This window comes from Sphingobacterium paramultivorum, assembly GCF_014109745.1.
GTDB lineage: Bacteria > Bacteroidota > Bacteroidia > Sphingobacteriales > Sphingobacteriaceae > Sphingobacterium > Sphingobacterium paramultivorum.
Map to the genome: position 1 here is coordinate 5,620,178 of NZ_CP058555.1, position 23,738 is coordinate 5,643,915.

The following is a 23,738-nucleotide window of genomic DNA, read 5'->3' on the forward strand; positions in this document are numbered from 1 at the left end:
ATACCATTGGGCCAGACAATAAATTTTTTCGAGATTTGTTGTCTGGCTTTTTTGCTGACGGTGTTTGATATTGGAATATAATGGACGTATTTGACTATAGAGAAGAATTAAAGAAGATACCGCATCGACCGGGAGTCTATCAGTATTTTGATAAAAATAACGAACTGATCTATATCGGTAAAGCGAAGGATTTGCGTAATCGGGTCGGCTCGTATTTCGTTAATGAAAATCAGCTGAATGGCAAAACCCGTGTTTTGGTTCGGAAGATCAACCGTATATCTTTTACTATCGTTGACACGGAAATTGATGCTTGGTTGCTTGAGAATTCATTGATCAAAAAGCACAAACCCAAGTATAATGTTCTGTTGAAGGATGATAAAACCTATCCCTGGATTGTCATCAAGAACGAACCTTTTCCGCGGGTTTTTTGGACCAGGCAATATATTAAGGATGGGTCCCGTTATTATGGCCCCTATCCTTCCGTGGGGATGATGCATATTGTATTGGATCTGATCCGTGAATTGTTTCCCCTCCGGACCTGCAATTTGGCCCTAACACAGGAAAATATACGGAAAGGGAAGTTTAAGATCTGTCTCGAATATCAAATTGGAAATTGTAAGGGTCCCTGTGAAGGGTATCAGTCCGAAGACGATTACGATCAGAACCTGAGTGATATCAAGGATATTCTGAACGGAAAGATTGCTGTGGTGACCAATCGCTTAAAGGAGAGTATTGCTACCGCAGCTGCAGCTTTGGATTTTGAAAGAGCGCAGTTAATTAAGGCGAAGCTGGATAAGCTGGACAATTACCAGAGCAAGTCTACAGTGGTCAACTCATCTATTACAAATGTGGATGTATTTAGTATTGCTTCAGATGAGGGCTACGCTTTTGTCAATTACCTGAAAGTCATGAATGGTGTTATTATTCAGACACAGACGCTCGAAATGAAGCGGCGTTTGGATGAGAGTGAGCAGGAGCTTTTAGCCTTGGCCATACCGGAGATTCGGGAACGCTTCAAAAGCCTTTCGCGGGAAATTATTGTACCTTTTGAATTAGATATTGAAGAGAACGAACGGATTCGGTTTACGATTCCGAAGCTGGGCGAAAAGAAAAAATTGCTGGAGCTTTCCCAAAAGAACGTGGCATTTTTTAGAAAAGAGCGCCTGTTGCAATATGAAAAGCTTAATCCTGATATTCGGACCGAGCGCATCTTAAAGCAGATGCAAAAAGATCTTCGCATGAATGTGCTGCCACAGCATATTGAATGTTTTGATAACTCGAATATTCAGGGGAATTATCCCGTATCGGCTATTGTTGTCTTTAAGGATGCAAAACCTTCGAAGAAAGATTACCGCCACTTTAATGTGAAAACAGTTGAGGGGCCCAACGATTTTGCTACGATGGAGGAAGCTGTTTTTAGACGCTATAGGCGATTATTGGATGAAGACCAGCCTTTGCCGCAATTGATTATTATCGATGGCGGAAAAGGGCAGCTAGGCGCAGCCTTAAAGAGTTTGCGCTTGTTGGGGATAGAGCGAAAAGTAACCGTCATCGGTATTGCCAAAAGACTGGAGGAGCTTTTCTATCCAGGTGATCAATATCCACTTTATTTAGATAAGAAATCTGAAACCCTCAAGATCATTCAACATCTTCGGGATGAGGCACACCGCTTCGGGATCACCTTCCACAGGAATCAACGGAGCCGGAAAACCTTCGTTTCAGAGCTGGAAAATGTTCCGGGTATAGGTAAAACAACAGTTGAAAAAGTGTTAACTGAATTTAAATCGGTGAAAAAAGCGAAGGAAGCCTCAGATGAAGAGCTAAAAAAAGTGCTTAATCTGAAACAGATTAAAGCACTTCGTGAATATTTTGCAAAGTAAAAATTTACAAGAAAAACAGTTCGTGCAGGGGAGGTCGGTATAAAAAGATCTCCCCTGTACGAATGTTCAATGCGAATTAATCGTCGTAACCGAAACGTTTAAGGTAGTTCTTTTTACTTCTCCAGTCAGGAATTACCTTAACAAAAAGCTCGAGGAATACTTTTCCGTCGATAAACTCTTCAATATCCTGGCGCGCATAGGTGCCGACTTTTTTGATCATGGCTCCCGCTTTTCCAATGATAATATTTTTTTGAGAGTCGCGCTCAACAATAATTTCGGCAGCAATACGTGTGATATTTGCTTCTTCTTTGTAAGATGTAACAATTACTTCTGTACTGTAAGGAATCTCTTTATCGTATAGTTTGAATACTTTTTCACGAATCATCTCAGAGACAAAAAAACGCATGGATTTATCCGTTAACTCATCCTTTTCATAATAGGCTTCGTGAATCGGTAACTTGTCCTTAATGTAGTGCATCACGGCAGCAACATTATGATTTAATTTTGCTGAAATCGCAAAAACGGTATCTGGATTTAATTTTTCCTGCCAAAATTCAATCTTAGCCTTGACCTCCTCTTCCGAAGATTTATCAATTTTGTTGATAAGCACAGCAACAGGGGAATTTGTTTTACGCAATTTCTCCAGGACATCGTTCTCATCGTATTTTTCGTGGATATCTGTCACAAATAAAATAATGTCTGCATCGATCAACGATCCTTGGACAAAATTCATCATCGATTCTTGCAAAGAATAGTTTGGTTTGATAACACCAGGAGTGTCCGAAAACACAATTTGATGGTCTTCATCGTTTACAATACCGATAATGCGGTGTCTTGTCGTTTGCGCTTTGGGTGTAATGATAGACATTTTTTCACCCACTAAAGCGTTCATTAGGGTGGACTTACCAGCATTTGGCTTTCCGATGATACTTACGAATCCTGCTTTATGTGACATTTTTCTAAATTTTATTAGGATTACAAAGAAACAAAATATATCTTTGTACTCCAATTCGGAAGGATCATAATCTTGTTTTTTTAAAAGAAAAAGCAATTTTGTTCAAAAATATATTGCGGGGTGGAGCAGTTGGTAGCTCGTCGGGCTCATAACCCGAAGGTCACTAGTTCGAGTCTGGTCCCCGCTACTAAAAGAAAGAGCCGATTGCAATGATCGGTTCTTTTAAAGAAACTTAAAATACATTGCGGGGTGGAGCAGTTGGTAGCTCGTCGGGCTCATAACCCGAAGGTCACTAGTTCGAGTCTGGTCCCCGCTACTAAAGAAAGAGCCGGTTGCAATGATCGGTTCTTTTAAAGAAACTTAAAATACATTGCGGGGTGGAGCAGTTGGTAGCTCGTCGGGCTCATAACCCGAAGGTCACTAGTTCGAGTCTGGTCCCCGCTACTAAAAGAAAGAGCCGATTGCAATGATCGGTTCTTTTAAAGAAACTTAAAATACATTGCGGGGTGGAGCAGTTGGTAGCTCGTCGGGCTCATAACCCGAAGGTCACTAGTTCGAGTCTGGTCCCCGCTACTAAAGAAAGAGCCGATTGCAATGATCGGTTCTTTTAAAGAAACTTAAAATACATTGCGGGGTGGAGCAGTTGGTAGCTCGTCGGGCTCATAACCCGAAGGTCACTAGTTCGAGTCTGGTCCCCGCTACTAAAAGAAAAAAGCCGAGGTGAATATCTTGGCTTTTTTTGTGTCCTAATTTACGCTATAATACCGCCTGTTTTTCAGGATCATCTTTTTTCCTACTCTTCTAAATTTCTCTTTATCGATTGTCGTGAGCTTGTTAAAAAATTGTCTTTTGCTGTTATTTAATCGTTCTACTTTTTTGATATTGGATTGCTCTGTAAAATGTGTGTTTATGCAATCGTTTGTTTAATTGGCGCAATCGATTTCGTTGCTGCTAAATTTTGATATGCTGTCATCATCCTTTAGTTTTAGCATTCATGTACCTAAATTTTGATTAGCAAGCTAATCAATTTTTAAACTAACTATTAAATATTATGATTTCAAAGATTCTCGACAATCACAAGTTGAGTCTGTTATCATTAGCTTTACTCATTACAAGTACACACAACTCGGCTAATGCTAATGGTCTTACGTTTCCAAACAACAATATTTTGTTGAATGACGCGGTTTATCAACAAAAAGTGAATGGAAAAGTGCAGTCTACAGACGGCCCATTGGCTGGAGCAACCATTAGCGTTAAGGGGAGCGGTAAATCGACATCCGCAGGAGCAGATGGACGTTTTACAATAGATGCTAAAAATGGTGATGTACTGGTCGTTACAAGTGTTGGTTATAAAGCACAAGAAGTGACCGTGACAGGACCGGTTGTTAACATCAATCTGGAGTCCAATAGTGAGGCACTCCAGGAAGTTGTCATTGTCGGTTATGGCACGCAACAGAAAAAAGAGAGTTTGACTGGAGCTCTTCAGGCGGTTAAAGGAAACAAATTACGTGATGTCACTACGCCATCGGTTGAAAACATGCTTAATGGTAAAGCTGCCGGGGTATATGTTGCACCAGGAGCAGGTAAACCAGGGTCAAATGGCGGTGTTGTGATTCGTGGTCAGGCAACATTAAGTGGTACGACGAGCCCATTGTGGGTCATTGACGGTGTTATTGTTGGCTCAAGCCCAGGTGATATCAATCCGGACGACATTGAGTCATTAACCATCCTAAAAGATGCTGCTTCAACGTCAATTTATGGTTCTCAAGGCGCGAATGGTGTTGTTGTCGTTACAACAAAAAATCCTTCGGCATCCAAAACAAGCATTAGCTTCTCTACAAAAATGGGTATCAACCAACTTTCCAATGGGCACATGGAAATGATGGATGGTGCTGAACTGTATGATTATTTTGCCTCTTTTTCTAACCCAGGTGACATCAAATTTCCACGCTGGAATTCTGAATTACGTAATAGCAATTTTGACTGGTGGAAGCTGGCCACAAAAACCGGATTTGTTCAAAACCACAATCTATCCATTCAGGGTGGTAATGAAAAATTACAATCTTACTTGTCTTTAGGTTATTACAACGAAGCCGGTGCTGTAAAGGGATATGATTACGACCGTTATAATTTTAGATTACGTACTAACTACAAACCTTTTGACTGGTTGACAATCAAACCGTCTATTGCTGGATCGAGACGTGCAGTAGATGATCGCCAATATGATGTCAATGCCATGTATGGAAACCTGCCTTGGGATAGTCCTTACGATGCAAATGGAAGTTTAGTGCCACATCGTTACAGCGGCTGGGTCAACAATGCAAGTACAAATTACTTATATGATCTGCAATGGAATCATAGTGCCAATACCAATTATGAATTTATGGGTAATTTGGATTTTGATATCAAATTAACGGATTGGTTGACTTTCTCTTCTGTGAATAATTATCGTTACAATAGTTATTCCGATAGCGGGTATCAAGATCCACGATCAAACAGTGGCGAAAGTGTAATTGGACGTGTGACAGATTATCGTATGGAATTTGCCCGTCGATATACCAACCAGATTTTACGTTTTAACAAGACTTGGGATAAACATAGCCTGAATGGATTGGCTGCATACGAATTTAACGACTATTGGACAAAAACCTTAGATGCTTATGGGACGGGGATTGTAAATGGTTTCGAGGTATTGGATGTTGTTGCAAAACCAGAGCGAACCAGAGGCGGAATTTCCGAATGGGCAGTACAGTCATTGTTGTCTAATGTAAACTATGCATACGATAATAAATATTTGGCACAGGTATCGTTCCGTCGTGATGGAGCATCCAATTTTGGTACCAATGCAAAATATGGAAACTTCTTTTCAGTTAGTGGTGGTTGGAATATCAATAAGGAAGAGTGGTTCAAGGCTGATTGGGTAGATAATTTAAAACTGAGAGCGGCTTACGGATCGGTAGGTAATAGACCAAGTTCATTATATCCACAATATAGTCTTTACTCTGTGTCTGCATCATCAAGTTATAATGGTATACCAGGGGCATTAATTAGCCAAATCGGTAATAAAGATCTGACTTGGGAAAAAACCTATACAACCGGTTTTGGGGTGGATGCAGCCTTGTTTAAGAATAGATTGCGATTCAATGTTGATTATTATGACAAGAAGACCGATAATGTACTTTATCAAGTGCCGATCAGCGGTCTGACCGGTGTCACTTCTATCTGGAAAAATATTGGCAAGATGCAAAACCGGGGGATTGAATTGACCATCGGTGGTGACATCGTTCGAAATGACAATGTACATTGGAGCTTGGATGTTAATTTGAGTCACAATGTGAATAAATTGACCGAGCTATTTGCGACAAAAGATGCCAATGGTAATCTTGTTTCAAAACCAATTATCGCAGGGGACGGATCAGGGATCGCTGGATCGGCGCAACGTTTGCTTCAGCCTGGTTTTCCGGTAGATACCTATTACTTAAAAGAATGGGCTGGTGTCAACGTAGATAATGGTCTGCCAATGTGGTATCGATACGAAACAGATGCCAATGGCAATGAAACGAGGACAACGACGTCGAACTATTCCAATGCAACTTTCCGTAATGCAGGAAAAGGAAATGCTGATCTGTTTGGAGGTTTCAGTACAGCTTTAAGTTATAAGCAGTTTGACCTGAATGCGGTGTTCGGTTTCTCCTTGGGTGGTAAATTATATAATTATTCGCGTCAGGAATTTGATTCGGATGGAACCTATACCGATCGTAACCAGATGAAGTTACAGGATGGTTGGAGCCGTTGGGAAAAACCTGGTGATGTTGCCACTCACCCGATTGCAAGATACGACAACCAAGATAAAGGTAATTCACCTTCAACACGCTTTTTAGAGAGCAACAATTTCTTGAAAATGAGATCGCTGACCTTAGGGTACAACTTTGATCTAAAGAAATACAATATCAAAAATTTACGTGTATTCTTAGCTGGAGAGAATTTGTTTACGATTACAAACTACTCGGGTGTTGATCCGGAACTTCCATTGACTGAGCCAGATGGCAAAGGCGGGGGCGGTCAAATGATTCGATCTACCGGAGTTTCTGTCTATCCTATGGTTCGCAAATACATGTTCGGCGCAAGCGTAACATTTTAATTTTAACGTTTAGAAAATCAACAATGAAAAAGATATTAATAGGACTTTTGATCGCAACGGCAGTATCCTCCTGCGATATAGATCGTCTTCCTTATACTTCAATGGACGAAGAAAATATTGCAAGTAATCCTGATGCAATGGTAACAGGTACTTATGCGCAGTTAAAAGCTTGGTCTGATCCGATGCACCGTCTTGGTGAATACGCTGGTGATAATATGATGATCCGTGGGTCATCGACAGATGCGTTTTACGAATTTATCTCCTATGCGAGAACGCCTAATAATTACCGTTTGCAGAACTTTTGGGACTATGGCTATAAGGCTATTGCACAGTCTTCGAACGTTATCAAGATGTTTGCGGAAGGTCAGAGTACAGAAATGGATAATAAATTGGGTGAATGTTATTACATCCGTGGAATGATGTATTTTTACCTTTGCCGTGCATTTGGGAAGCCATATTATCAAAGTCCAGAGACAAATCTTGGTGTTCCGATCGTTAATGGTACTCCTGACGATGTCTTCAATGATTTGAACTTGCCCGATCGTTCGTCTGTCAAAGATACATATGCTCAAGCGATCAGTGATCTGAAAAAAGCAGAAGCTTTAATCACACTTGATAAAGGGGCAGCATACGCCTCCAAAGGTGCAGCGCAGGCAATGCTTTCCCGCATTTATCTATACATGAGCGGGACATATAAGAATCCGAACGCGGAATATGCACGTCTTTCTTTAGAGTATGCCAATAAAGTGATTAATTCAGGTAAATATGTCTTGTTGGCCCGTGAGCAGTTCATGAAATATAATACCTTTAGACCTGAAGATAACAAGGAGACCATCTTTGCGGTGAAACGTGTTGCGTCTGAGTTCTCGGGCGATGATCATTATTATGGTATCGGTGGTATGTATTCCAATATTGGTGGTATGGGCTGGGGTGAGATGTATTCCAGTGCCAAATATATTGATCTTTTAAATGAAACTGGTCGTAATGACTGGCGACCAGATCATTATACGATTGTCGACGCACGCGCAGCATTTATAGAGCCGACTTATTCCAAAGACGATAAAGGCAATTACTCAACAGTTTTTCGATTTATCAAACAGAACTCACCTGCAAAAGTCGGTGACCCTAAAACATTAAGTTATGTGCAAATTCCGGCCATTATTAATGGGAATACAGTAATTGCTCGAGAAGTAAAAAAGGTGGGTGATCAAGAAGTTGTTAAAGAATATACTTTAGCGACAATTAATGCTGGTCAGCAGACTTATTCCATTACCTATGAAGACGGTAATACCTATTCGGGTATGATTGATTACTATATTTCCTTAAACCGTGCTTATCCACAGTTTTATATTGTGAAATGCTCACGTGAAGGCGAGGAGTCTCAACTGCACTCGCCTGTAATCAGCCGTTTGGGTGAAATTTATTTAAACCGGGCAGAGGCTAACGCAAAATTAGGTAACTATGGCGCTGCTTTAAATGATTTAAATACCATCAGAAATCGTTCTATTGTCAATGGCGGATATACTTCAATTGATGCGGCCAGTGCAAGCAAACTGATTGACAAAGAGCGTCAGTTGGAATTGGCCTATCAGGCTGAACGCAGCTATGATGTGTTCCGTAACGGAGATCCATTAAACCGGACGTATCCGGGGCCACAGAAACAATTTGAGGATATTGTACCGACAGATTTTAGAGTGACTTATTTTATTCCTCAGGATGCGATCAATTCATATCCGGGTAAATTGACTCAGAATCCAACGTCTAACTAGACGAATATTTATAATTTAAACCCTATAAATGGCTTTACTTCACGGTAAAGCCATTTTTGTTTTTGAGTCGCGATAATCCCTTTTGAATCCGTATCTTTGTTCCCTTAAGTATATTTTTAGCATAAAAGTGCCATCTGCTGTGAGAGCGGGTGGATCAAATAAAATAAATATGGCAAATATTGTTGCAATTGTTGGTCGTCCAAATGTTGGTAAATCTACCTTATTCAATCGTCTTACAGAAAGTAGAAAAGCGATTGTTGATGACTTTAGCGGGGTGACGCGCGACCGTCATTATGAAACAGCCGAGTGGATCGGAAAGAAATTTACAGTAATTGATACAGGTGGTTTTGTACATGGTTCGGATGATGTCTTTGAAGAGGCTATCCGCGATCAGGTCTATATCGCTATTGAAGAAGCTTCGGTCGTTATATTCATGGTGGATGTCACCACTGGCATTACCGACTTGGATGACGAAATCGCTGATATTCTGAGAAGAAGCTCCAAACCTGTGTATGTAGTGGCCAATAAAGTCGATCACGCGAAATTGCATCATGAATCGGCAGAGTTTTATGCCTTTGGTTTAGGAGAGGTCTTCAATATCTCGTCGGCTACAGGATCGGGTACAGGTGAATTGTTGGATGCTGTGGTTTCTCATTTCGAAGTGGAGGAGGAAGAAGAAGAATCCTTACCTAAATATACCATCGTAGGCCGCCCGAATGTGGGTAAATCTTCTTTGACAAACGCTTTGATCGGAAAAGATCGCAATATTGTAACGCCAATGGCGGGGACAACACGTGATTCAATCCGTATACATTACAATCAATATGGACATAACTTTTTATTGATCGATACTGCAGGTCTTCGTCGTAAGTCCAAAGTAAATGAAGATATTGAGTTTTATTCGGTGATGCGTACCATCAAAGCCTTGGAAGATTCTGATGTGACGATTTTAATGTTGGATGCACAGGATGGATTAGAAGCGCAGGACGTTAATATTTTCAACCTGGCGGAGAAGAACCGTAAAGGTATCGTAATTGTTGTCAATAAGTGGGATTTGATTGAAAAAGACAACAAAACAATGAAGGCTTTTGAAGATCGCATCAAAGAGAAAATAGCACCATTTACAGATGTGCCTATTATCTTTACTTCCGTAACCGAAAAACAACGTGTTCTTAAGGTGTTGGAAGTTGCCGACAAGGTATATGCCAACAGGACCAAAAAGATCCCTACTTCCAAATTGAATGAAGTGATGTTGGATATTATCGAGAATTATCCACCGCCATCCTTAAAGGGTAAATATATTAAAATTAAATATGCAACACAGTTGCCAGGACGGACACCGATGTTTGCATTCTTCTGTAATCTGCCACAATACATCAAAGATCCGTACAAACGTTTTATTGAAAACAAATTGCGTGAGCACTTTGACTTTACAGGTGTGCCAATTCAAATATATTTCAGACAAAAATAGATTTCCAAGCAGCGATTAAACATGGACCATAATCTCTTTTTATATAATACGCTTTCGCGAACAAAAGAAAAATTCGAACCTATTCATCCCAATCTCGTTGGTATGTACGTATGTGGCCCCACAGTGTACAGTGATGTGCATTTGGGAAACTGTCGGACGTTTGTGTCTTTTGATTTGATTTTTAGATACTTGCGTCATCTTGGTTATAAAGTGCGTTATGTGCGCAATATTACCGATGCAGGGCACTTGGAAGGCGATCGTGATGAAGGGGATGACAAATTTGCAAAAAAAGCAAAATTGGAACAATTGGAACCGATGGAAATCGTTCAAAAGTATACGATAGGTTTTCATGACGTATTGCGTCTTTTCAATACGTTGCCGCCCAGTATTGAGCCTACTGCAACAGGACATATTTCCGAGCAGATCGAAATGATCGAACAGATTATAGAGAATGGCTATGCCTATGAGCGGGACGGTACGGTTTATTTTGATGTTGAAAAATATGTTGAAACATACGATTATACGATATTGACCAATCGTAAATTAGAAGATATGCTCAATAATACCCGTGAATTGAGTGGTCAGGATGAGAAAAAGGGGCGTTTGGATTTTGCTTTGTGGATCAAAGCAAAACCTGAAACGATTATGCGTTGGCCTGCACCTTGGAGTGTTGGCTTTCCAGGTTGGCATATTGAATGTTCGGCCATGAGCAGAAAGTACTTAGGTGATCAGTTTGATATTCACGGCGGTGGAATGGATTTGGCAGCTACACATCATACCAATGAAATTGCACAGTCTGAAGCATGTAACCATACGAGCCCTGCCAAATATTGGATGCACACGAATATGTTGACTGTAAATGGTGCTCGTATGTCCAAATCTGCAGGAAATGGATTTTTACCGGGAGAGCTATTTACTGGAAATCACCCCTTATTGAATAGAGGTTATTCGCCGATGGCCGTACGATTCTTTATGTTACAGGCACATTATAGAAGTACGTTGGATTTCTCCAATGAGGCATTGGATGCGGCCGACAAGGGGTATAAAAGACTTATGACTGCGATCAGTCTTTTAGACAAATTGAAGGTGTCGAAGGGTGCTGATTCATTCAATTTAGCTGAAATCCACCGCAAGTGTTACGCAGCTATGGATGACGATTTTAATAGCCCTGTACTCATTGCCGAATTGTTTGAAATTGTACGTGTCATCAACTCGATTTATGATGGTAAAGCGAAAGTAACAGCTGAAGGATTGGAAGGTCTTAAAGTATTCATGAAAGAATTTGTTGAGGATATTCTAGGGCTTAGAAACGATCAGACCTCAGCATCCGATCATATCGATGACGTCATGAATCTGGTCATTAAACTACGTAATGAAGCCAAAGCAAATAAAGACTTCGTCACCTCAGATCGTATTCGTGATGAGCTTAATTCTATTGGAATTCAATTGAAAGATAGCAAAGAAGGAACACTTTGGAATAAGATTTGATAGATAAGAAATCGAATTTATAAAAGAGGAATAAAATGGAATATTCCTATTGGGAAAACACATTATCGTGGAAACCAATGGATATTCCATATAACCTTTAAAAGAAAGATCAATTTGCATATGAATTTTTGGAATAGGCTATCCGTCGTCGCATTCATGAGTGTTGCTGGTACAACACTTTATGCGCAGATACCTGAGAAAGTTGGAAGCCTATTGCAGGCCGATAAGGATGCTGCTGCATTGGCTAAAGCGTCTACGCCGCATCAGGCATTTCTTTCGATCATTGATAAGGAATCTACGTTTTATGTCCCGTCAGCAGTAAATGCTTATAACTATCTTAATAATAGACCAAATATTCCCGATGTTTTAAATTGGCAGCCTACGTTTGCGTTGATTGCTAAAAGTCAGGAGTTTGGTGTGACTTCGGGGTCTATGGACTTTCAGAAAGTAGGTGCAAGACTGCGTCATGGAGAATACCTGACTGTGTGGAAACGCAATAAGAAGGGCAAGTGGCTGGTCGATATTCGTGCCGAAGTTGAAAATAACGGGAAGGATGGGGAATTTGATCTTGAATATATCGAACCTACCGATTCGTGGTATCTGAAGCATCGCTCTAAAGTGCGATTGGATCAGCGTGAAGATATTGTCCTGGAGACGGACAAATTGATGTCAACAGTTTTGAAGGCCGACAACCCAACCGCATATAAGGAGTTCTTAAGCGAGGATGTCCGCTTTTTGTTCCCTTGGACCAGTCCGATGGAAGGAAAGGCAACAATGATGGCTTATCTCAAAAAACAACGGATGACGATAGAAACAGTACCCGAAGAAGTAAAACGTTCTTATAGTGGCGATTTTGCCTATACCAAGGGAACTGCAACGGTGCGACAAAAGGATAAAGTTGTGAAGTATAATTATATTCGTATCTGGCAACTGAGCGAATTGGCGAAGGATGATGTGAAGAAAGCGAACTGGAATATTCTGATCGAGATGATGTTTGAGAAATAGCATGACGATTGCAAAATAAAAAAGGGCTTGAATATATACTATTCAAGCCCTTTTTTTATAGGATAAGTGTATTGTACACTTATTGTTTTTTCCATTTTTTCAATCCTTCACTCTGACCGAAGTCATCACTGATATTGATGTAAGTGGTCTTCAATTTATCATCGAACCATTTGCTCAGATTACGATTGGTTTTATCCTGAACGGCGGCCTCTTTGATCTTTGTGAAATCCTCATCCAAATTTGCTTTGTGCGGCGGGATACGTGTTTTTAAGTAATTGAAACGGTAGCCTACATCGCCCATTTTGTCTGTAAATTGCTCTGGTTTGGAGTATTCTCCTGGTTTTAGTGGATCAATTGCTGTAAATACTGATTTCTCCAAGCCATCCATAGGAATTACGGTTGTGCGGCTTGAGCCTTCTTGATTTAAGATCATACCACCATTGAATTTACTTTCCTCTGCATCTGAATAATTTGTAGCGGCATGGTAGAAATCCATTTTTTTGTCAACAACCAATTTATAGATACTGTCCAATTTGTTTTTTGTTCGTTCCAACGCTGCAGCACCAGGATTGATCTTCATCAGGATATGGCGTGTGTGTACCTCTTCGCCACGTCTTTCCAGCACCTGAATAATATGAAAGCCATATTTGGATTCTACAATAGGTGATATTTCTCCAGGTTTTGATTTAAAAGCCATCGCAGAGAATTCCTTTACGTAGTTGTCACGTGTACCAAAACCTAAATCACCACCATAAGGGGCAGATCCAGGATCTTGCGAGTATATACGGGCCATTGTACCAAAGTCCGAGCCATCTACAATCTGTTTGCGTATACCTTCAATCTTCTCTCGCTGTTCTTTTTTCTCTGCATCGGTCAATTTGGGCATCATGACAATTTCACCGATTTCTACCTCGGTATTGAAGTAAGGCAGACTGTCTTTATTCAAGCCTTCAAAATAACGCTTTACTTCCAACGGAGTTACATCTATCTTAGAAACGATGTTTTGTCTCATTTTCTGCGCTTTTAATTGTTCGAAAACACTAGGACGCATTTCTTCTTTGTATTGCAATAAAGAGCGGTTAAGGAATTTTTCAAGACGTTCTTGCCCCCCTGCCTGTTGGGACATATGGCGCAGACGTGCATTGAGGTTGTCATCAACTTCGGTCTCGGTTACATCGATGGAGTCAATTACGGCTTGTTGAGATAATAATTTTTGGACAATTAACTGTTCCAATATACCATCTTTATAGTTTTCATCTGGTTTATTCCCTTGCGCCAACCATTGAGAATATTGCATATCCACGTCGGACTGTAAGATAATGCCCGATCCAACCGTTGCTACAACGCGATCAATAACTTGACGTTGCGCAAGACTGGCCTGAATTGATGCAAACAGCAATAAAAACAATATATAAATGTTTTTTTTCATCCGTATAAATTATTTATGATATTTATGAGTGATCTTCATTTGTATAAATGAATTCGTTTCACTCGGTTATTTGTTCATCATTTATTTTTTTGTCACAAGCATTCACGCTGCCTTCGGCGGTATGCGTAGTAATTGTGTTCAATATATACTTTTTTGAACAACAGCACAAAATTATCAGATTATATGAATTATTCGTACTTTTATTTAACAATATTTTTGTATTCCCAATATTTTAAATGGGCGATTTTAGAATTGTTAAAATTGATGTGCTAAAATACGCATTTGCCTATTAGAAAGGACGGTTTTAACCAAATTTAACAAGTCTATTGACGATATTTACGCCTATAAAATAGCGGGGTTTTTAGATCCTCACACGAAGGAATGAATGGGTGAATTTAAGTAGGGTCCCGTATAATTTAGAAACAAACTTGATGTAACGGTCTCATTCAACAAATGAGTATCTACATTTATAAAATAATTTCAATGAAAAAAGCATTTATTTATTTGATGACAATTTTACCTCTTGCTAGTTTTGCGCAACAGATTCCCATGTTTGTGGGCACATATACAAGCAAAACCGCGAGTAAGGGCATCTATATTTATAATTTTGATGTTAAAACTGGTGAAACAACTTTGTCGAGCACGCAAGAAAGTAAAGATCCATCCTTTTTAGCGCGAAATAATAACTTTATTTATGCCGTTAATGAGGTTCCAAATCAAGAGGGAACTGTTTCTGCCTATTCTTTTAAGGACGGTCATTTAACTTTTCTAAACTCACTTCCTTCCGGGGGGGAGTCGCCTTGTTTTGTTGAAGTACATCCTAAGGGTAGCTTGCTCGCTGTGGCAAATTATACAGGTGGCTCTGCGGCGCTGTTTGATTTAGAAAGTAATGGTGTTTTAAGCAAAAGAGCACGATTAATACAACACGAGGGTAAGGGGGTGGATCCCGTACGCCAAGAAAAGCCACACGTACATTCTACTTTTTTCTCCAATAAAGGGGATAAGTTGTACGTCCAAGATCTTGGTTTAGATGAGATTTCTATTTATCCGGTGAATAAAACGGGAAATGCTTATAGCCTTGCTGATGAATCAGAAGATATCTTTACGCCTGCTGGTGGCGGTCCTAGACATATTGTATTTGATAAGAAAGAGAAATTCCTGTATGTCGTATTGGAAATGACTGGTCAAATTGCATCGTATAAGAAAGATGGCGACGCATGGATGTACCAAAGTACTTTCGATATCAACCCCGAAGGTTTTAAAGGAAGTAACGGCGGTGCTGATATGAAGATCTCTGCTGATGGAAAATTTCTGTATGCGACCAACCGTGGCGATGCCAATACGATAGCTACTTTTTCGGTAGAGAAGGATGGGGAATTGAAGAAAATAGCGAATCTTTCAGTAAAAGGTAAAGGTCCGCGTAATTTCAACCTTTCTCCGGATGGGAAATATCTTTTGGTCGCCAATCAATATACCAACAACATTGTTTTGTTTAGCCGGGATGCTAAAACGGGTTTGTTGACAGATACTGGAAAAGAAATTGCTGTACCAGCACCTGTTTGCATTATCTTCTAATCCAGAAAAGAAGTTCGAATAAGACAAGAAGATTTTTAGAAAAAACCGTGTGCGCTTTTCTTAAAAATCTTCTTTTCTACAATCTAATTTACCTTCCTTTTCAAGGTCATTTAAGGTGGTTCCCTTCCATGTTTTTACCCGCTGTATATAAGCAGCTCTGCCAATCATGTGTGCTGCAACCGGAGCCGTTAAGATCAGAAAAAATCCAATAGCTATAGCCTTGGTCGTTACGGATACATCCGGGAAGGTCATTGCCGCGCAGATGAGTAAAAGTCCCACACCCAGCGTTGCCGCCTTTACCGTAACCGAAAGACGTAAATAAAAATCGGGCATCCGCAAGATGCCAATAGACGCAAATAGTATGGCCAAGGCCCCGATGGTACTGAGTATGGCTAAAGTAATATCAATCATCTTTGCTTTGTTTTTCTAAATAAAATGAAAATGCGATGGTACCAAGAAATGCGATAAGCGCCAAGATCATGGCAATGTCTAAAAACACTTCCTGCGAAGTTCGTATACTATAAACGGTAATAATGCCAATTCCGATGGTGATAATGAGATCTAGGGCAATAACACGATCAAATATCTGGGGACCTTTATACAGACGAATAAAAGCCAGTATGACTGAGATAGTCAAGATCGGAAGGATCACATAATCAAAATAGCTATTTAAAGTCATCTTAAGAGTTCTAAAAGTCTTCGTTCAACATTATTTTTAAGGGTAGAAACAAACTGTTCCTTGCTTTTCATGTACATGACGTGAATAAAGAGCGTTTTTTTATCTTCACTTACGTCGAGGATAAGTGTGCCGGGTGTCAACGAGATAAAGGTTGAAAGCAGGTTAATTTCCAAATCGGTTTTTGCATCCATGGGATACTTGACAATCGCAGGTTTGATAAAAAACTTGGGGGTTATCACGTCGTAGGCAACCTGCACATTGGCAACAATCATTTCCCACAGGAAAAAAAGAATAAAACTCAATGTTTTGGGGACCCGATAAAAGTAGCGTTGATCCACCTCATTCCTGTTCATAAGCCAGAGGATACCAAATCCCAACATAAAGCCGAATAAGAAGTTGGTGTAATACATCGATCCCGTCAATGCGACCCAGATAAAGGATAACATGAGGTTCATTAAAAACTGTTTTATCATATCATTTCTGCCCTCCTAGTACAGCGTTTATGTAAGGTGATGTGTCCAATAATTGTGTAGCGATCTGATCCGCCACATGGATAATCGCTTCGGCGTTGAGTCCGATATACAGAGACGCAGATGCCAAAATAACGATAGGGAGTATGAGCATTGTTTTTTTATAACCGATCATACCCGCAAATTTATCGTCAATGACTTCCGGATCAGGGACATCTTTCCAGAATACCTGTGCCCACATTTTGGCGATGACAAACAAGGTGATAAAACTGCCAATGATCAGGGCTCCCGCGAAAGCATATTTTTCTAACTGGAAAGCGTCTTTGAAAAGATATATTTTTGGCCAGAACCCTGAGAGAGGCGGGATGCCCACCAGTGAAAAAAGGACAATGGCAAAAAGTAATGAAATCTTTGGGTATTGGGCATAAAGTCCGCCCAGTTTAGTCATATCCATGGTGCCGCGGAGTTGTCGTATAACACCGGCTATGAGGAATAAATTCGTTTTGACCATGATATCATGAATCAGATAGAATACTGCCCCCAATAAAGCCCATTTGCTATACAGGCCCAATCCGCCAATCATAAAACCAATATGACAAACGATCAAATAGGAAAACAACCTCCGGATATTGGTTTTGATCAATGCACCAAAAGCGCCCGTCAGAATTGTCAATATGGCTAGTACGATAAGGAGTTCCTTGGTAAAATGATTGGGAATAAATAGTAGGGAAAATACCCTGAACAAGGCGTAAATCCCAACCTTGGTCAATAAGCCCCCAAATGTCGCCGCTACGGCCGAAGGTGGCGTATGGTAAGAGGACGGTAACCAGAAATAGAGTGGAAATACGGCGGATTTAATACCGAAACCGATCAGGAAAAATGTTGCTGTAATTTCTACTAATGCCTGATTTTGTATTTTAGGAATACGCAGGGCTAGGTCGGCCATGTTTAATGAACCTGAAATGCCATAAAGTATGCCTATTCCGGTTAGGAAAAATGCGGAGGCCAGGATATTCATGGCCATATATTTTACAGCTCCCTCCAACTGGGATTTTCTACCCCCCAAGGTCATGAGTACAAAAGAGGAAATAATAATGACTTCAAACCATACGTACAGGTTGAAGATGTCACCTGTCAGAAAGGCGCCGTTAAGTCCCATCATCAAAAAGTGAAAGATCGGGAAATAACCATAGAGGATGCGCTGGCGTCCCACACCGACACAGGAAAAGATGGAGACTGCCAGACCTGCGATAGAAGTCAGGAGAACAAGGGTACTACTGAATAGATCGGCAACAAAAACGATCCCAAAAGGAGCTTTCCAATTGGCGGCATTCATGGTCAAAATACCATCATCATAAACCTTGAAGAATAGTTTAAAGGCAAGAATAAGTGCGAGCAAGCTTCCGCCAACGCTCAGAAAACGTTGTGCAGTGGATTTGCGCCACAACATCAGTTGGACAATAGCAATAAATAAATGCACGATTATCGTGGCAATAATGTGGTTGTCTATCATATATCTTCTTCCTCAGGCGTGTTCAAATCATCCAGATCATCTGTACCCAGCAGTGCATATACACGCTTGAGTAAAACGATGGCAAAGGAGGTTAGGCCAAAGCTGATCACGATGGCCGTTAAAATAAGTGCTTGTGGAATCGGGTCCGCATAAATATCGGTGAATACCTTCAGATCGGGTCCAATGATGGGTGGTTTACCTTTAATAATATTTCCCAATAAGAAGATCAATATATTGGTACCATTGCCCAGTAACATAATCCCTAACAACAATTTCACCATGCTTCGACGCAAGATGAGGTATATTCCGGCAGCATAAAGGATGCCGATCAATAACACGAGTATCAGTTCCATTATTCTTCTTCTTCAGTAGTTAAAGCAATTGTAAATAAAATTGTCAGGACGACACCTATGACAACAAAGTACACACCAAGGTCAAAAAATAAGGCGGTTCCTATCATCCCGATAACAGGAATTTTCTCTTCCAGCCAAAGTCCGGTCATGACAGGGTAGCCAAAAAATGCAGGTAAGAACATGCTTATGGCCGAAATCCCCAATCCTATGGGAATAAGTGACAAGGGTTTGTACTGAATCAATTTCATGGTATTTTGAGGGCCAAAGGCAAAACTATGCAGCACAAAGGCAATCGAAGCAACCAAGCCGCCAACGAAACCTCCGCCGGGGTAATAATGCCCCCTGAGTAGAAGGAACACCGAGAAAAGTAAGAGTATCGGTAATAAATACCGCGTAGCGGTCTGTAATATTGTACTGTTCATTTGTTACTATTTAGCAATGAGTTATCAGCTCATTTGTGCATAACCTTTATCTATCATTATTCTTTATCAGAGGATTTTAAACGTAATTTTAATAAGCTATATACCCCTAATGCAGCAATACTCAATACCACAATTTCAAACATGGTGTCAAAACCTCTGAAATCCACAAGTATTACATTGACGACATTTTTTCCTTTAGCAAGCACATAAGCATAATCGCCATAGAAATCACTGATATTGGTTGTCGTTGGTTCATGGAGTACACGGAGTGCGACCATGGATAGCAAGATTCCAAAAACGATAGCGACCACGGCGTCGCGAATGATGGTGCGTCGGTTGGCCAAATTCAGAAAAGAAGGGAGCTTAAAGAGTACCAATACGAAGAGTACCACCGTGAGTGTATCAATGGTGAATTGCGTCATCGCTAGATCTGGGGCACTGTAAAACACGAAAATAAGACATATGGCATAACCTACAACACTGGTGGCTACTACGGCTGTTAAACGGGATGAGGTGCGGATGGTGAGTACAATGGCGCCGATCAAAATGCAGACTGTGGTGACTTCGTAGAAACTCACAGGAGATAAGGTTTCCCATTTGATATGGAGTGGCCCGCCCAGGTATAACTGGTAGGCGATCAATAATTCGGCAAATAAGATAATTTTCAACAGATACGAACGCAAATAGCCGTTGTGCATTTTGTTTGTGAAGAAGGTAGAGAACAAAACAATTTCCTGCGCACATAATCGGATGATATATTCAGGAGAAATCTTATTGAAATTTGCAATCCAAGCCAATTTTTTCTCGCTGGGCCTGTTTGTGAAATAAAGTAACGTACCAGCGGCAATTGTAATAGCGCTTAATAGCAGGATTAAATTAAAGCCATGCCAGATTTTCAGTTGAAAAGTTTCGGGTTTTGCGAGTATGCTTGTTGCAGTAGGTCCGGCGATCCATTCGCCGATAAGTCCGGGGATACAGCCAAAAACAACACCGAGAACGGCTAAAAGTAGAGGTGGGATCCACATGGCTTTATAGGGCAGGTGGATTGTATTAAATTGCTCGGGTAGCTTACCCATAAAAGGTTTGATACCGGCCATAAATCCAGCAGAGACCAAGAGTATATTTGTTACTACTGCAGCGATGGTCAAATAGAGAAATAAATCGGGTGTGGCATGTAGTGTTGCCTCATAAATCAGATCCTTTCCAATAAATCCAAATGTAAGTGGAATACCTGCACTGGAAAGTGCCGCTAGGAAACCTGCTATAGCGACAGGCATTAATACCCTGCGTAGCCCCCGCAATATTGTAAGATCCCGCGTTCCCGTTTCATGGTCTATAATTCCCGTAATCAAGAATAAGGCAGCTTTATATAAGGCATGTACGAGTATAAAGACACTTGCTGCGATAATGGCATCCTTGGTACCGAGTCCCAATAAGAAAACCAAAATACCGAGGGCGGATATGGTTGAATAAGCGAGTACTCCCTTGAGGTCTGTTCTGAAAAGCGAATGGAATGCGGCATAAAGCATCGTGAGGCCACCAATGGCCATGAGGGAATACATCCAGATCGGGTTGCCCCCAAGTATCGGTGAAAAACGGGCCAAAAGGTAGATTCCTGCCTTTACCATGGTCGCCGAATGTAAGTAGGCCGACACAGGTGTTGGCGCCTTCATGGCACCGGGTAACCAAAAATGGAAAGGGAATTGTGCTGATTTCGTAATCGCTCCAAGTGCTACGAGGCCAAAGACCAGGGGAAAAAGTGGATGTTGCTGAATGATCGATACTTTGCCGATGAGTGCTGTAATATGGTAAGTACCGGCAATATTACCCAGCAAAATAAAACCTGCCAGTAGAAAAAATCCACCCAACCCAGTAATGGATAGTGCGGTCAGTGCGCTTTTGCGCGAATCATTTTTGTCATTGTTAAATCCAATGAGAAAAAATGAGCTGATCGAGGTCAGTTCCCAGAAGATAAACAATAGTAACATGTTGTCCGACAGGACAAGCCCCAGCATAGCCGACATAAAAAGGCAGAGGTAGCCAAAGAATCTATCGATATACCGATGACCTTTGAGATAGGCATTCGCGTAAAAGAATATACAGGAGCCGATCCCAGTAATCAATAAGGCAAAAAGTAGTGACAGTCCATCTAATTTAAAATCCAGATTGATGCCTAAGGAGGGCACCCACGACGTTGATTGTACGAAATAGGAGCCTTGACCAATAGGTACAATATATTGAGCAAAGTATAAAAATAGAAGTACCGGTAAGAATGCGAGAATAAAACCCCATTTGGTTTTTAGGAATCGACCAAATGGAACAATAAGGCTCGATGATATTAGTCCTGACAGAACAGTAAATAGCATTTAGTCTTTGTTTTAATTTTTTATTGAAGTGTTTGTTTTATTTGTCAATAAGAACCTTCTATATTTCATCGTTGCCAACGCTTATATGGCGATGAAGGTTTTTTGAAAGTCTACAATATAGTAAAAAAAAGCGAAAAAATGTTATTTTTTGACCGTTTTTCCTCTATATAAATGATAAAAGCAGGGATTTTGTTTTGAATTCGGAAAAAAATCAAGGTTAAAAATTCTTAAAAAAAATGCATGAAAAAACACTAATTTATTGAGAAATATGATTTTTACGCGATGATATTCATATTTTATGTAATAAAAATGTTAAATCTTGTTAAACAAAATTTAAAAATTCTATCTTTAGAGTAGTTAATCAGCCGCCAAGGACTGTTTCTAATCAATTTTGTTATACCCGTTGGAATTATGGGCCCTGAAGAGAAGTTATTTAGAACGCATTATAAAAGCTTGTGTCATTTTGCATGGAAATTTGTAGGAGAGTCTGCTATTGCAGAGGATTTGGTGCAAGAGGCATTTATTACATTCTTTAGAGAGCAGCAACGAATGGATGAATCCGAAACTTTTGTACGGAACTATTTATATACTGCGGTGCGGTTTTCTTGTCTGAAGCATTTAAGGCATGAAAAAGTAAAGGAAAAGTATTGGACCCGAGTAAAGTTCATTGAGGAAGATGCGCATTCAGTTGAGCTTTCTATGATTCATACCGAAGTGATCAATGAAGTCTATCGGATTATTGCTGAAATGCCGGCTGCTTGTCAGAAAATTTTTAAGATGGGCTATTTGGAAGGGTTGTCGAATCTTGAAATTACAGAAAGACTTCAGATCAGCGTAAATACAGTGAAAACGCAAAAACAGCGTGGTATGAAGATTTTATTAGATAAGCTACACCCCGAATTTTTACCCTTTATTATTTTTTTATTAAAATAATTTTAATTTCCTGTCACCCTTGACGAATCTATAGGGTTTCTAACCTATAGATATGAAAGCTAATACCAATTACATAGCCAAACTCATCAATAAGTTACTTCGTGGTCAAGAAACCATGACGGATCGGGATGCTATTGAGCAATGGCGGAAATCTGACAAAAGTAATGATGATTTGCTTGAGAGCTTTCGGGACGCAAAAAATATTGAGGAGGATCTTATCTTTTTGGACAATTTGGATGAAGATGGTGCTTGGCATAAAATTCAACATGTTTCCGCTAAAGCAAAGAGAAATTATAGACCACTTCTTCGTGCGGCAGCCATTCTCGTAATATTGCTGGGAACATCGCTCTTTTATATCCTTCAGCAGAAAGGTAAAGTTTTAGAGAAAGTAGCAATTGTACATCCTGTAAAAGGGGATATTTCACCGGCGAAATCTGGAGCTTTACTCGTCCTGGCGGATGGATCGATTATGCCTTTGGAGAAATCTAACAAAGCTGTTGATCCGAAAATAGTTGCCTTAACGAATAAAGATAGTGTTGATCAACTGAATAATCCGAAAGCAGAGACTCGAATACAATTTAATACGCTGGTTGTTCCTAAGGGTAATTTTTATAAATTAAATTTAGAAGATGGTACTCAGGTTTGGGTAAATGCCAACTCTCAGCTTAAATTTCCTGTAAAGTTCAAAGAAAATGAGCGTCGCGTCATCTTGGAGGGGGAGGCTTACTTCGAGGTTGCTCATGAAGCTGAGCGTCCTTTTGTTGTGGAATCTAGAGGAAGCGAAGTGAAGGTGTTGGGGACACATTTCAATGTTAACGCTTATAGTAGTAATGTCCGTACGACATTATCCTCGGGAAGAGTTCAAGTTAGCCATTCAGGCAATGTTATCGTTCTTGAGCCCGGAGAGTATGCGAATCTCAAAGGTGAACTTCTCAGCAAAGGGAAGGCAGACTTAGATCACGATCTTTCCTGGCATAATAATCAGTTTTATTTTAAGAAAGAAACGATTGTAGAGATTGCCTCTACACTATCTAAATGGTACGATGTTCAGGTTCGATTTAAGAAAGATGTGGCGCTGGATAAGGTGTATAACGGTAATTTTAAACGCGATGTTAAGCTGTCCGAAGTTTTGGAAATGTTGACTTACGTCTGCGATTTGAAATTTGAGCTTCAAGGAAAAGAATTAATTGTCGAAAACAAATAAAAAGGAGTGCTTATGTAAGAGAAATAATACCTAACCTAAAGGTCTTACATGTAAAGTAGAACAGGAATGTTGCAGCATCCCTGTT

The 23,738-nt window shown here is 40.2% G+C and carries 18 protein-coding genes and 5 tRNA genes; 14 read left to right on the forward strand and 9 right to left on the reverse strand.

The features are described 5' to 3' along the window. The first annotated feature begins 80 nt into the window (after window positions 1-80). Window positions 81-1,880 carry an excinuclease ABC subunit UvrC gene (gene uvrC / locus HS960_RS23230; RefSeq protein WP_153845739.1) on the forward strand — a complete coding sequence of 600 codons (1,800 nt, stop codon included), beginning with the start codon at window positions 81-83 and terminating at the stop codon, window positions 1,878-1,880. A gap of 76 nt (window positions 1,881-1,956) precedes the next feature. On the opposite strand, the gene era is transcribed toward uvrC, so the two are convergent. Next, window positions 1,957-2,835, reverse strand: coding sequence for a GTPase Era (gene era, locus HS960_RS23235; protein WP_070570335.1), 879 nt, complete (start codon window positions 2,833-2,835; stop codon window positions 1,957-1,959). 114 nt (window positions 2,836-2,949) lie between these two features. Here era and HS960_RS23240 point away from each other — a divergent pair. From HS960_RS23240 to HS960_RS23285, 10 genes are all read left to right on the forward strand, one after another. Next, a tRNA-Met gene (locus HS960_RS23240) sits at window positions 2,950-3,022 on the forward strand. A gap of 56 nt (window positions 3,023-3,078) precedes the next feature. After that, window positions 3,079-3,151 (forward strand) — tRNA-Met (locus HS960_RS23245). A gap of 55 nt (window positions 3,152-3,206) precedes the next feature. Beyond that, a tRNA-Met gene (locus tag HS960_RS23250) sits at window positions 3,207-3,279 on the forward strand. Window positions 3,280-3,335: 56 nt separating this feature from the next. Beyond that, window positions 3,336-3,408 (forward strand) — tRNA-Met (locus HS960_RS23255). A gap of 55 nt (window positions 3,409-3,463) precedes the next feature. Further along, window positions 3,464-3,536: transfer RNA gene (locus tag HS960_RS23260), tRNA-Met, on the forward strand. Between the two features lie 350 nt (window positions 3,537-3,886). After that, entirely contained in the window at window positions 3,887-6,976 is a 3,090-nt protein-coding gene (locus HS960_RS23265; RefSeq protein ID WP_182330717.1) for a SusC/RagA family TonB-linked outer membrane protein, read from the forward strand. Between the two features lie 23 nt (window positions 6,977-6,999). After that, window positions 7,000-8,745 carry a RagB/SusD family nutrient uptake outer membrane protein gene (locus tag HS960_RS23270; protein ID WP_153845737.1) on the forward strand — a complete coding sequence of 582 codons (1,746 nt, stop codon included), beginning with the start codon at window positions 7,000-7,002 and terminating at the stop codon, window positions 8,743-8,745. Window positions 8,746-8,914: 169 nt separating this feature from the next. Continuing rightward, window positions 8,915-10,216 carry a ribosome biogenesis GTPase Der gene (gene der / locus HS960_RS23275; protein WP_153845736.1) on the forward strand — a complete coding sequence of 434 codons (1,302 nt, stop codon included), beginning with the start codon at window positions 8,915-8,917 and terminating at the stop codon, window positions 10,214-10,216. Window positions 10,217-10,237: 21 nt separating this feature from the next. Then, on the forward strand, window positions 10,238-11,704 hold the full coding sequence (gene cysS / locus HS960_RS23280) for a cysteine--tRNA ligase (RefSeq protein WP_182330718.1): 1,467 nt from the start codon (window positions 10,238-10,240) through the stop codon (window positions 11,702-11,704). A 120-nt stretch (window positions 11,705-11,824) separates the two neighbouring features. Then, the gene (locus tag HS960_RS23285) at window positions 11,825-12,709 is read left to right on the forward strand and encodes a DUF4440 domain-containing protein (RefSeq protein ID WP_182330719.1); all 885 of its coding nucleotides are present in this window, start codon (window positions 11,825-11,827) and stop codon (window positions 12,707-12,709) included. A 79-nt stretch (window positions 12,710-12,788) separates the two neighbouring features. Here HS960_RS23285 and HS960_RS23290 read toward each other — a convergent pair whose 3' ends face one another. Beyond that, window positions 12,789-14,138, reverse strand: coding sequence for a peptidylprolyl isomerase (locus tag HS960_RS23290; protein ID WP_153845733.1), 1,350 nt, complete (start codon window positions 14,136-14,138; stop codon window positions 12,789-12,791). 483 nt (window positions 14,139-14,621) lie between these two features. On the opposite strand from HS960_RS23290, the gene HS960_RS23295 reads away from it, so the two are divergent. Then, window positions 14,622-15,713: a lactonase family protein gene (locus HS960_RS23295; protein ID WP_075994296.1), complete on the forward strand. Its 1,092-nt coding sequence runs from the start codon at window positions 14,622-14,624 to the stop codon at window positions 15,711-15,713. Between the two features lie 60 nt (window positions 15,714-15,773). Here the strand turns inward: HS960_RS23295 and mnhG are convergent, their stop codons facing one another. Genes mnhG through HS960_RS23330 form a run of 7 tightly spaced genes read right to left on the reverse strand, consistent with a single transcriptional unit; the run spans window position 15,774 to window position 21,516 of the window. Then, window positions 15,774-16,124 (reverse strand): monovalent cation/H(+) antiporter subunit G, encoded by a 351-nt coding sequence (mnhG, locus tag HS960_RS23300; protein WP_046671613.1) that lies wholly within the window; start codon window positions 16,122-16,124, stop codon window positions 15,774-15,776. Next, a complete protein-coding gene (locus HS960_RS23305; RefSeq protein WP_046671612.1) occupies window positions 16,117-16,392 on the reverse strand; it encodes a monovalent cation/H+ antiporter complex subunit F in 276 nt (91 codons plus the stop codon). Before HS960_RS23305 ends, mnhG begins: the two co-directional genes overlap by 8 nt. Beyond that, complete coding sequence (locus tag HS960_RS23310) at window positions 16,389-16,847, reverse strand: Na+/H+ antiporter subunit E (RefSeq protein WP_227550155.1); 459 nt, start codon at window positions 16,845-16,847, stop codon at window positions 16,389-16,391. The genes HS960_RS23305 and HS960_RS23310 overlap by 4 nt, the downstream gene beginning before the upstream one ends. Window positions 16,848-16,866: 19 nt before the next feature. Further along, window positions 16,867-18,375, reverse strand: coding sequence for a proton-conducting transporter transmembrane domain-containing protein (locus tag HS960_RS23315; protein ID WP_182330720.1), 1,509 nt, complete (start codon window positions 18,373-18,375; stop codon window positions 16,867-16,869). Continuing rightward, a complete protein-coding gene (locus tag HS960_RS23320; RefSeq protein WP_046671609.1) occupies window positions 18,372-18,728 on the reverse strand; it encodes a Na+/H+ antiporter subunit C in 357 nt (118 codons plus the stop codon). The genes HS960_RS23315 and HS960_RS23320 overlap by 4 nt, the downstream gene beginning before the upstream one ends. Further along, complete coding sequence (locus tag HS960_RS23325) at window positions 18,728-19,150, reverse strand: Na+/H+ antiporter subunit B (RefSeq protein ID WP_046671608.1); 423 nt, start codon at window positions 19,148-19,150, stop codon at window positions 18,728-18,730. Before HS960_RS23325 ends, HS960_RS23320 begins: the two co-directional genes overlap by 1 nt. Window positions 19,151-19,206: 56 nt before the next feature. Next, window positions 19,207-21,516, reverse strand: coding sequence for a putative monovalent cation/H+ antiporter subunit A (locus tag HS960_RS23330; RefSeq protein WP_182330721.1), 2,310 nt, complete (start codon window positions 21,514-21,516; stop codon window positions 19,207-19,209). A 411-nt stretch (window positions 21,517-21,927) separates the two neighbouring features. On the opposite strand from HS960_RS23330, the gene HS960_RS23335 reads away from it, so the two are divergent. Both HS960_RS23335 and HS960_RS23340 read left to right on the forward strand, forming a co-directional pair. Beyond that, the gene (locus HS960_RS23335; protein WP_153845729.1) at window positions 21,928-22,449 is read left to right on the forward strand and encodes an RNA polymerase sigma-70 factor; all 522 of its coding nucleotides are present in this window, start codon (window positions 21,928-21,930) and stop codon (window positions 22,447-22,449) included. 52 nt (window positions 22,450-22,501) lie between these two features. Further along, window positions 22,502-23,653, forward strand: a complete 1,152-nt coding sequence (locus tag HS960_RS23340; protein WP_182330722.1) for a FecR family protein — start codon at window positions 22,502-22,504, stop codon at window positions 23,651-23,653. Window positions 23,654-23,738: the final 85 nt, after the last annotated feature.

Excerpts from the sequence above, each read along its gene's own strand:
- uvrC (WP_153845739.1), top strand. The coding sequence starts at position 81 with ATGGACGTATTTGACTATAGAGAAGAATTAAAGAAGATACCGCATCGA.
- era (WP_070570335.1), bottom strand. The coding sequence starts at position 2,835 with ATGTCACATAAAGCAGGATTCGTAAGTATCATCGGAAAGCCAAATGCT.
- HS960_RS23265 (WP_182330717.1), top strand. The coding sequence starts at position 3,887 with ATGATTTCAAAGATTCTCGACAATCACAAGTTGAGTCTGTTATCATTA.
- HS960_RS23270 (WP_153845737.1), top strand. The coding sequence starts at position 7,000 with ATGAAAAAGATATTAATAGGACTTTTGATCGCAACGGCAGTATCCTCC.
- der (WP_153845736.1), top strand. The coding sequence starts at position 8,915 with ATGGCAAATATTGTTGCAATTGTTGGTCGTCCAAATGTTGGTAAATCT.
- cysS (WP_182330718.1), top strand. The coding sequence starts at position 10,238 with ATGGACCATAATCTCTTTTTATATAATACGCTTTCGCGAACAAAAGAA.
- HS960_RS23285 (WP_182330719.1), top strand. The coding sequence starts at position 11,825 with ATGAATTTTTGGAATAGGCTATCCGTCGTCGCATTCATGAGTGTTGCT.
- HS960_RS23290 (WP_153845733.1), bottom strand. The coding sequence starts at position 14,138 with ATGAAAAAAAACATTTATATATTGTTTTTATTGCTGTTTGCATCAATT.
- HS960_RS23295 (WP_075994296.1), top strand. The coding sequence starts at position 14,622 with ATGAAAAAAGCATTTATTTATTTGATGACAATTTTACCTCTTGCTAGT.
- mnhG (WP_046671613.1), bottom strand. The coding sequence starts at position 16,124 with ATGATTGATATTACTTTAGCCATACTCAGTACCATCGGGGCCTTGGCC.
- HS960_RS23305 (WP_046671612.1), bottom strand. The coding sequence starts at position 16,392 with ATGACTTTAAATAGCTATTTTGATTATGTGATCCTTCCGATCTTGACT.
- HS960_RS23310 (WP_227550155.1), bottom strand. The coding sequence starts at position 16,847 with ATGAACCTCATGTTATCCTTTATCTGGGTCGCATTGACGGGATCGATG.
- HS960_RS23315 (WP_182330720.1), bottom strand. The coding sequence starts at position 18,375 with ATGATAGACAACCACATTATTGCCACGATAATCGTGCATTTATTTATT.
- HS960_RS23320 (WP_046671609.1), bottom strand. The coding sequence starts at position 18,728 with ATGGAACTGATACTCGTGTTATTGATCGGCATCCTTTATGCTGCCGGA.
- HS960_RS23325 (WP_046671608.1), bottom strand. The coding sequence starts at position 19,150 with ATGAACAGTACAATATTACAGACCGCTACGCGGTATTTATTACCGATA.
- HS960_RS23330 (WP_182330721.1), bottom strand. The coding sequence starts at position 21,516 with ATGCTATTTACTGTTCTGTCAGGACTAATATCATCGAGCCTTATTGTT.
- HS960_RS23335 (WP_153845729.1), top strand. The coding sequence starts at position 21,928 with ATGGGCCCTGAAGAGAAGTTATTTAGAACGCATTATAAAAGCTTGTGT.
- HS960_RS23340 (WP_182330722.1), top strand. The coding sequence starts at position 22,502 with ATGAAAGCTAATACCAATTACATAGCCAAACTCATCAATAAGTTACTT.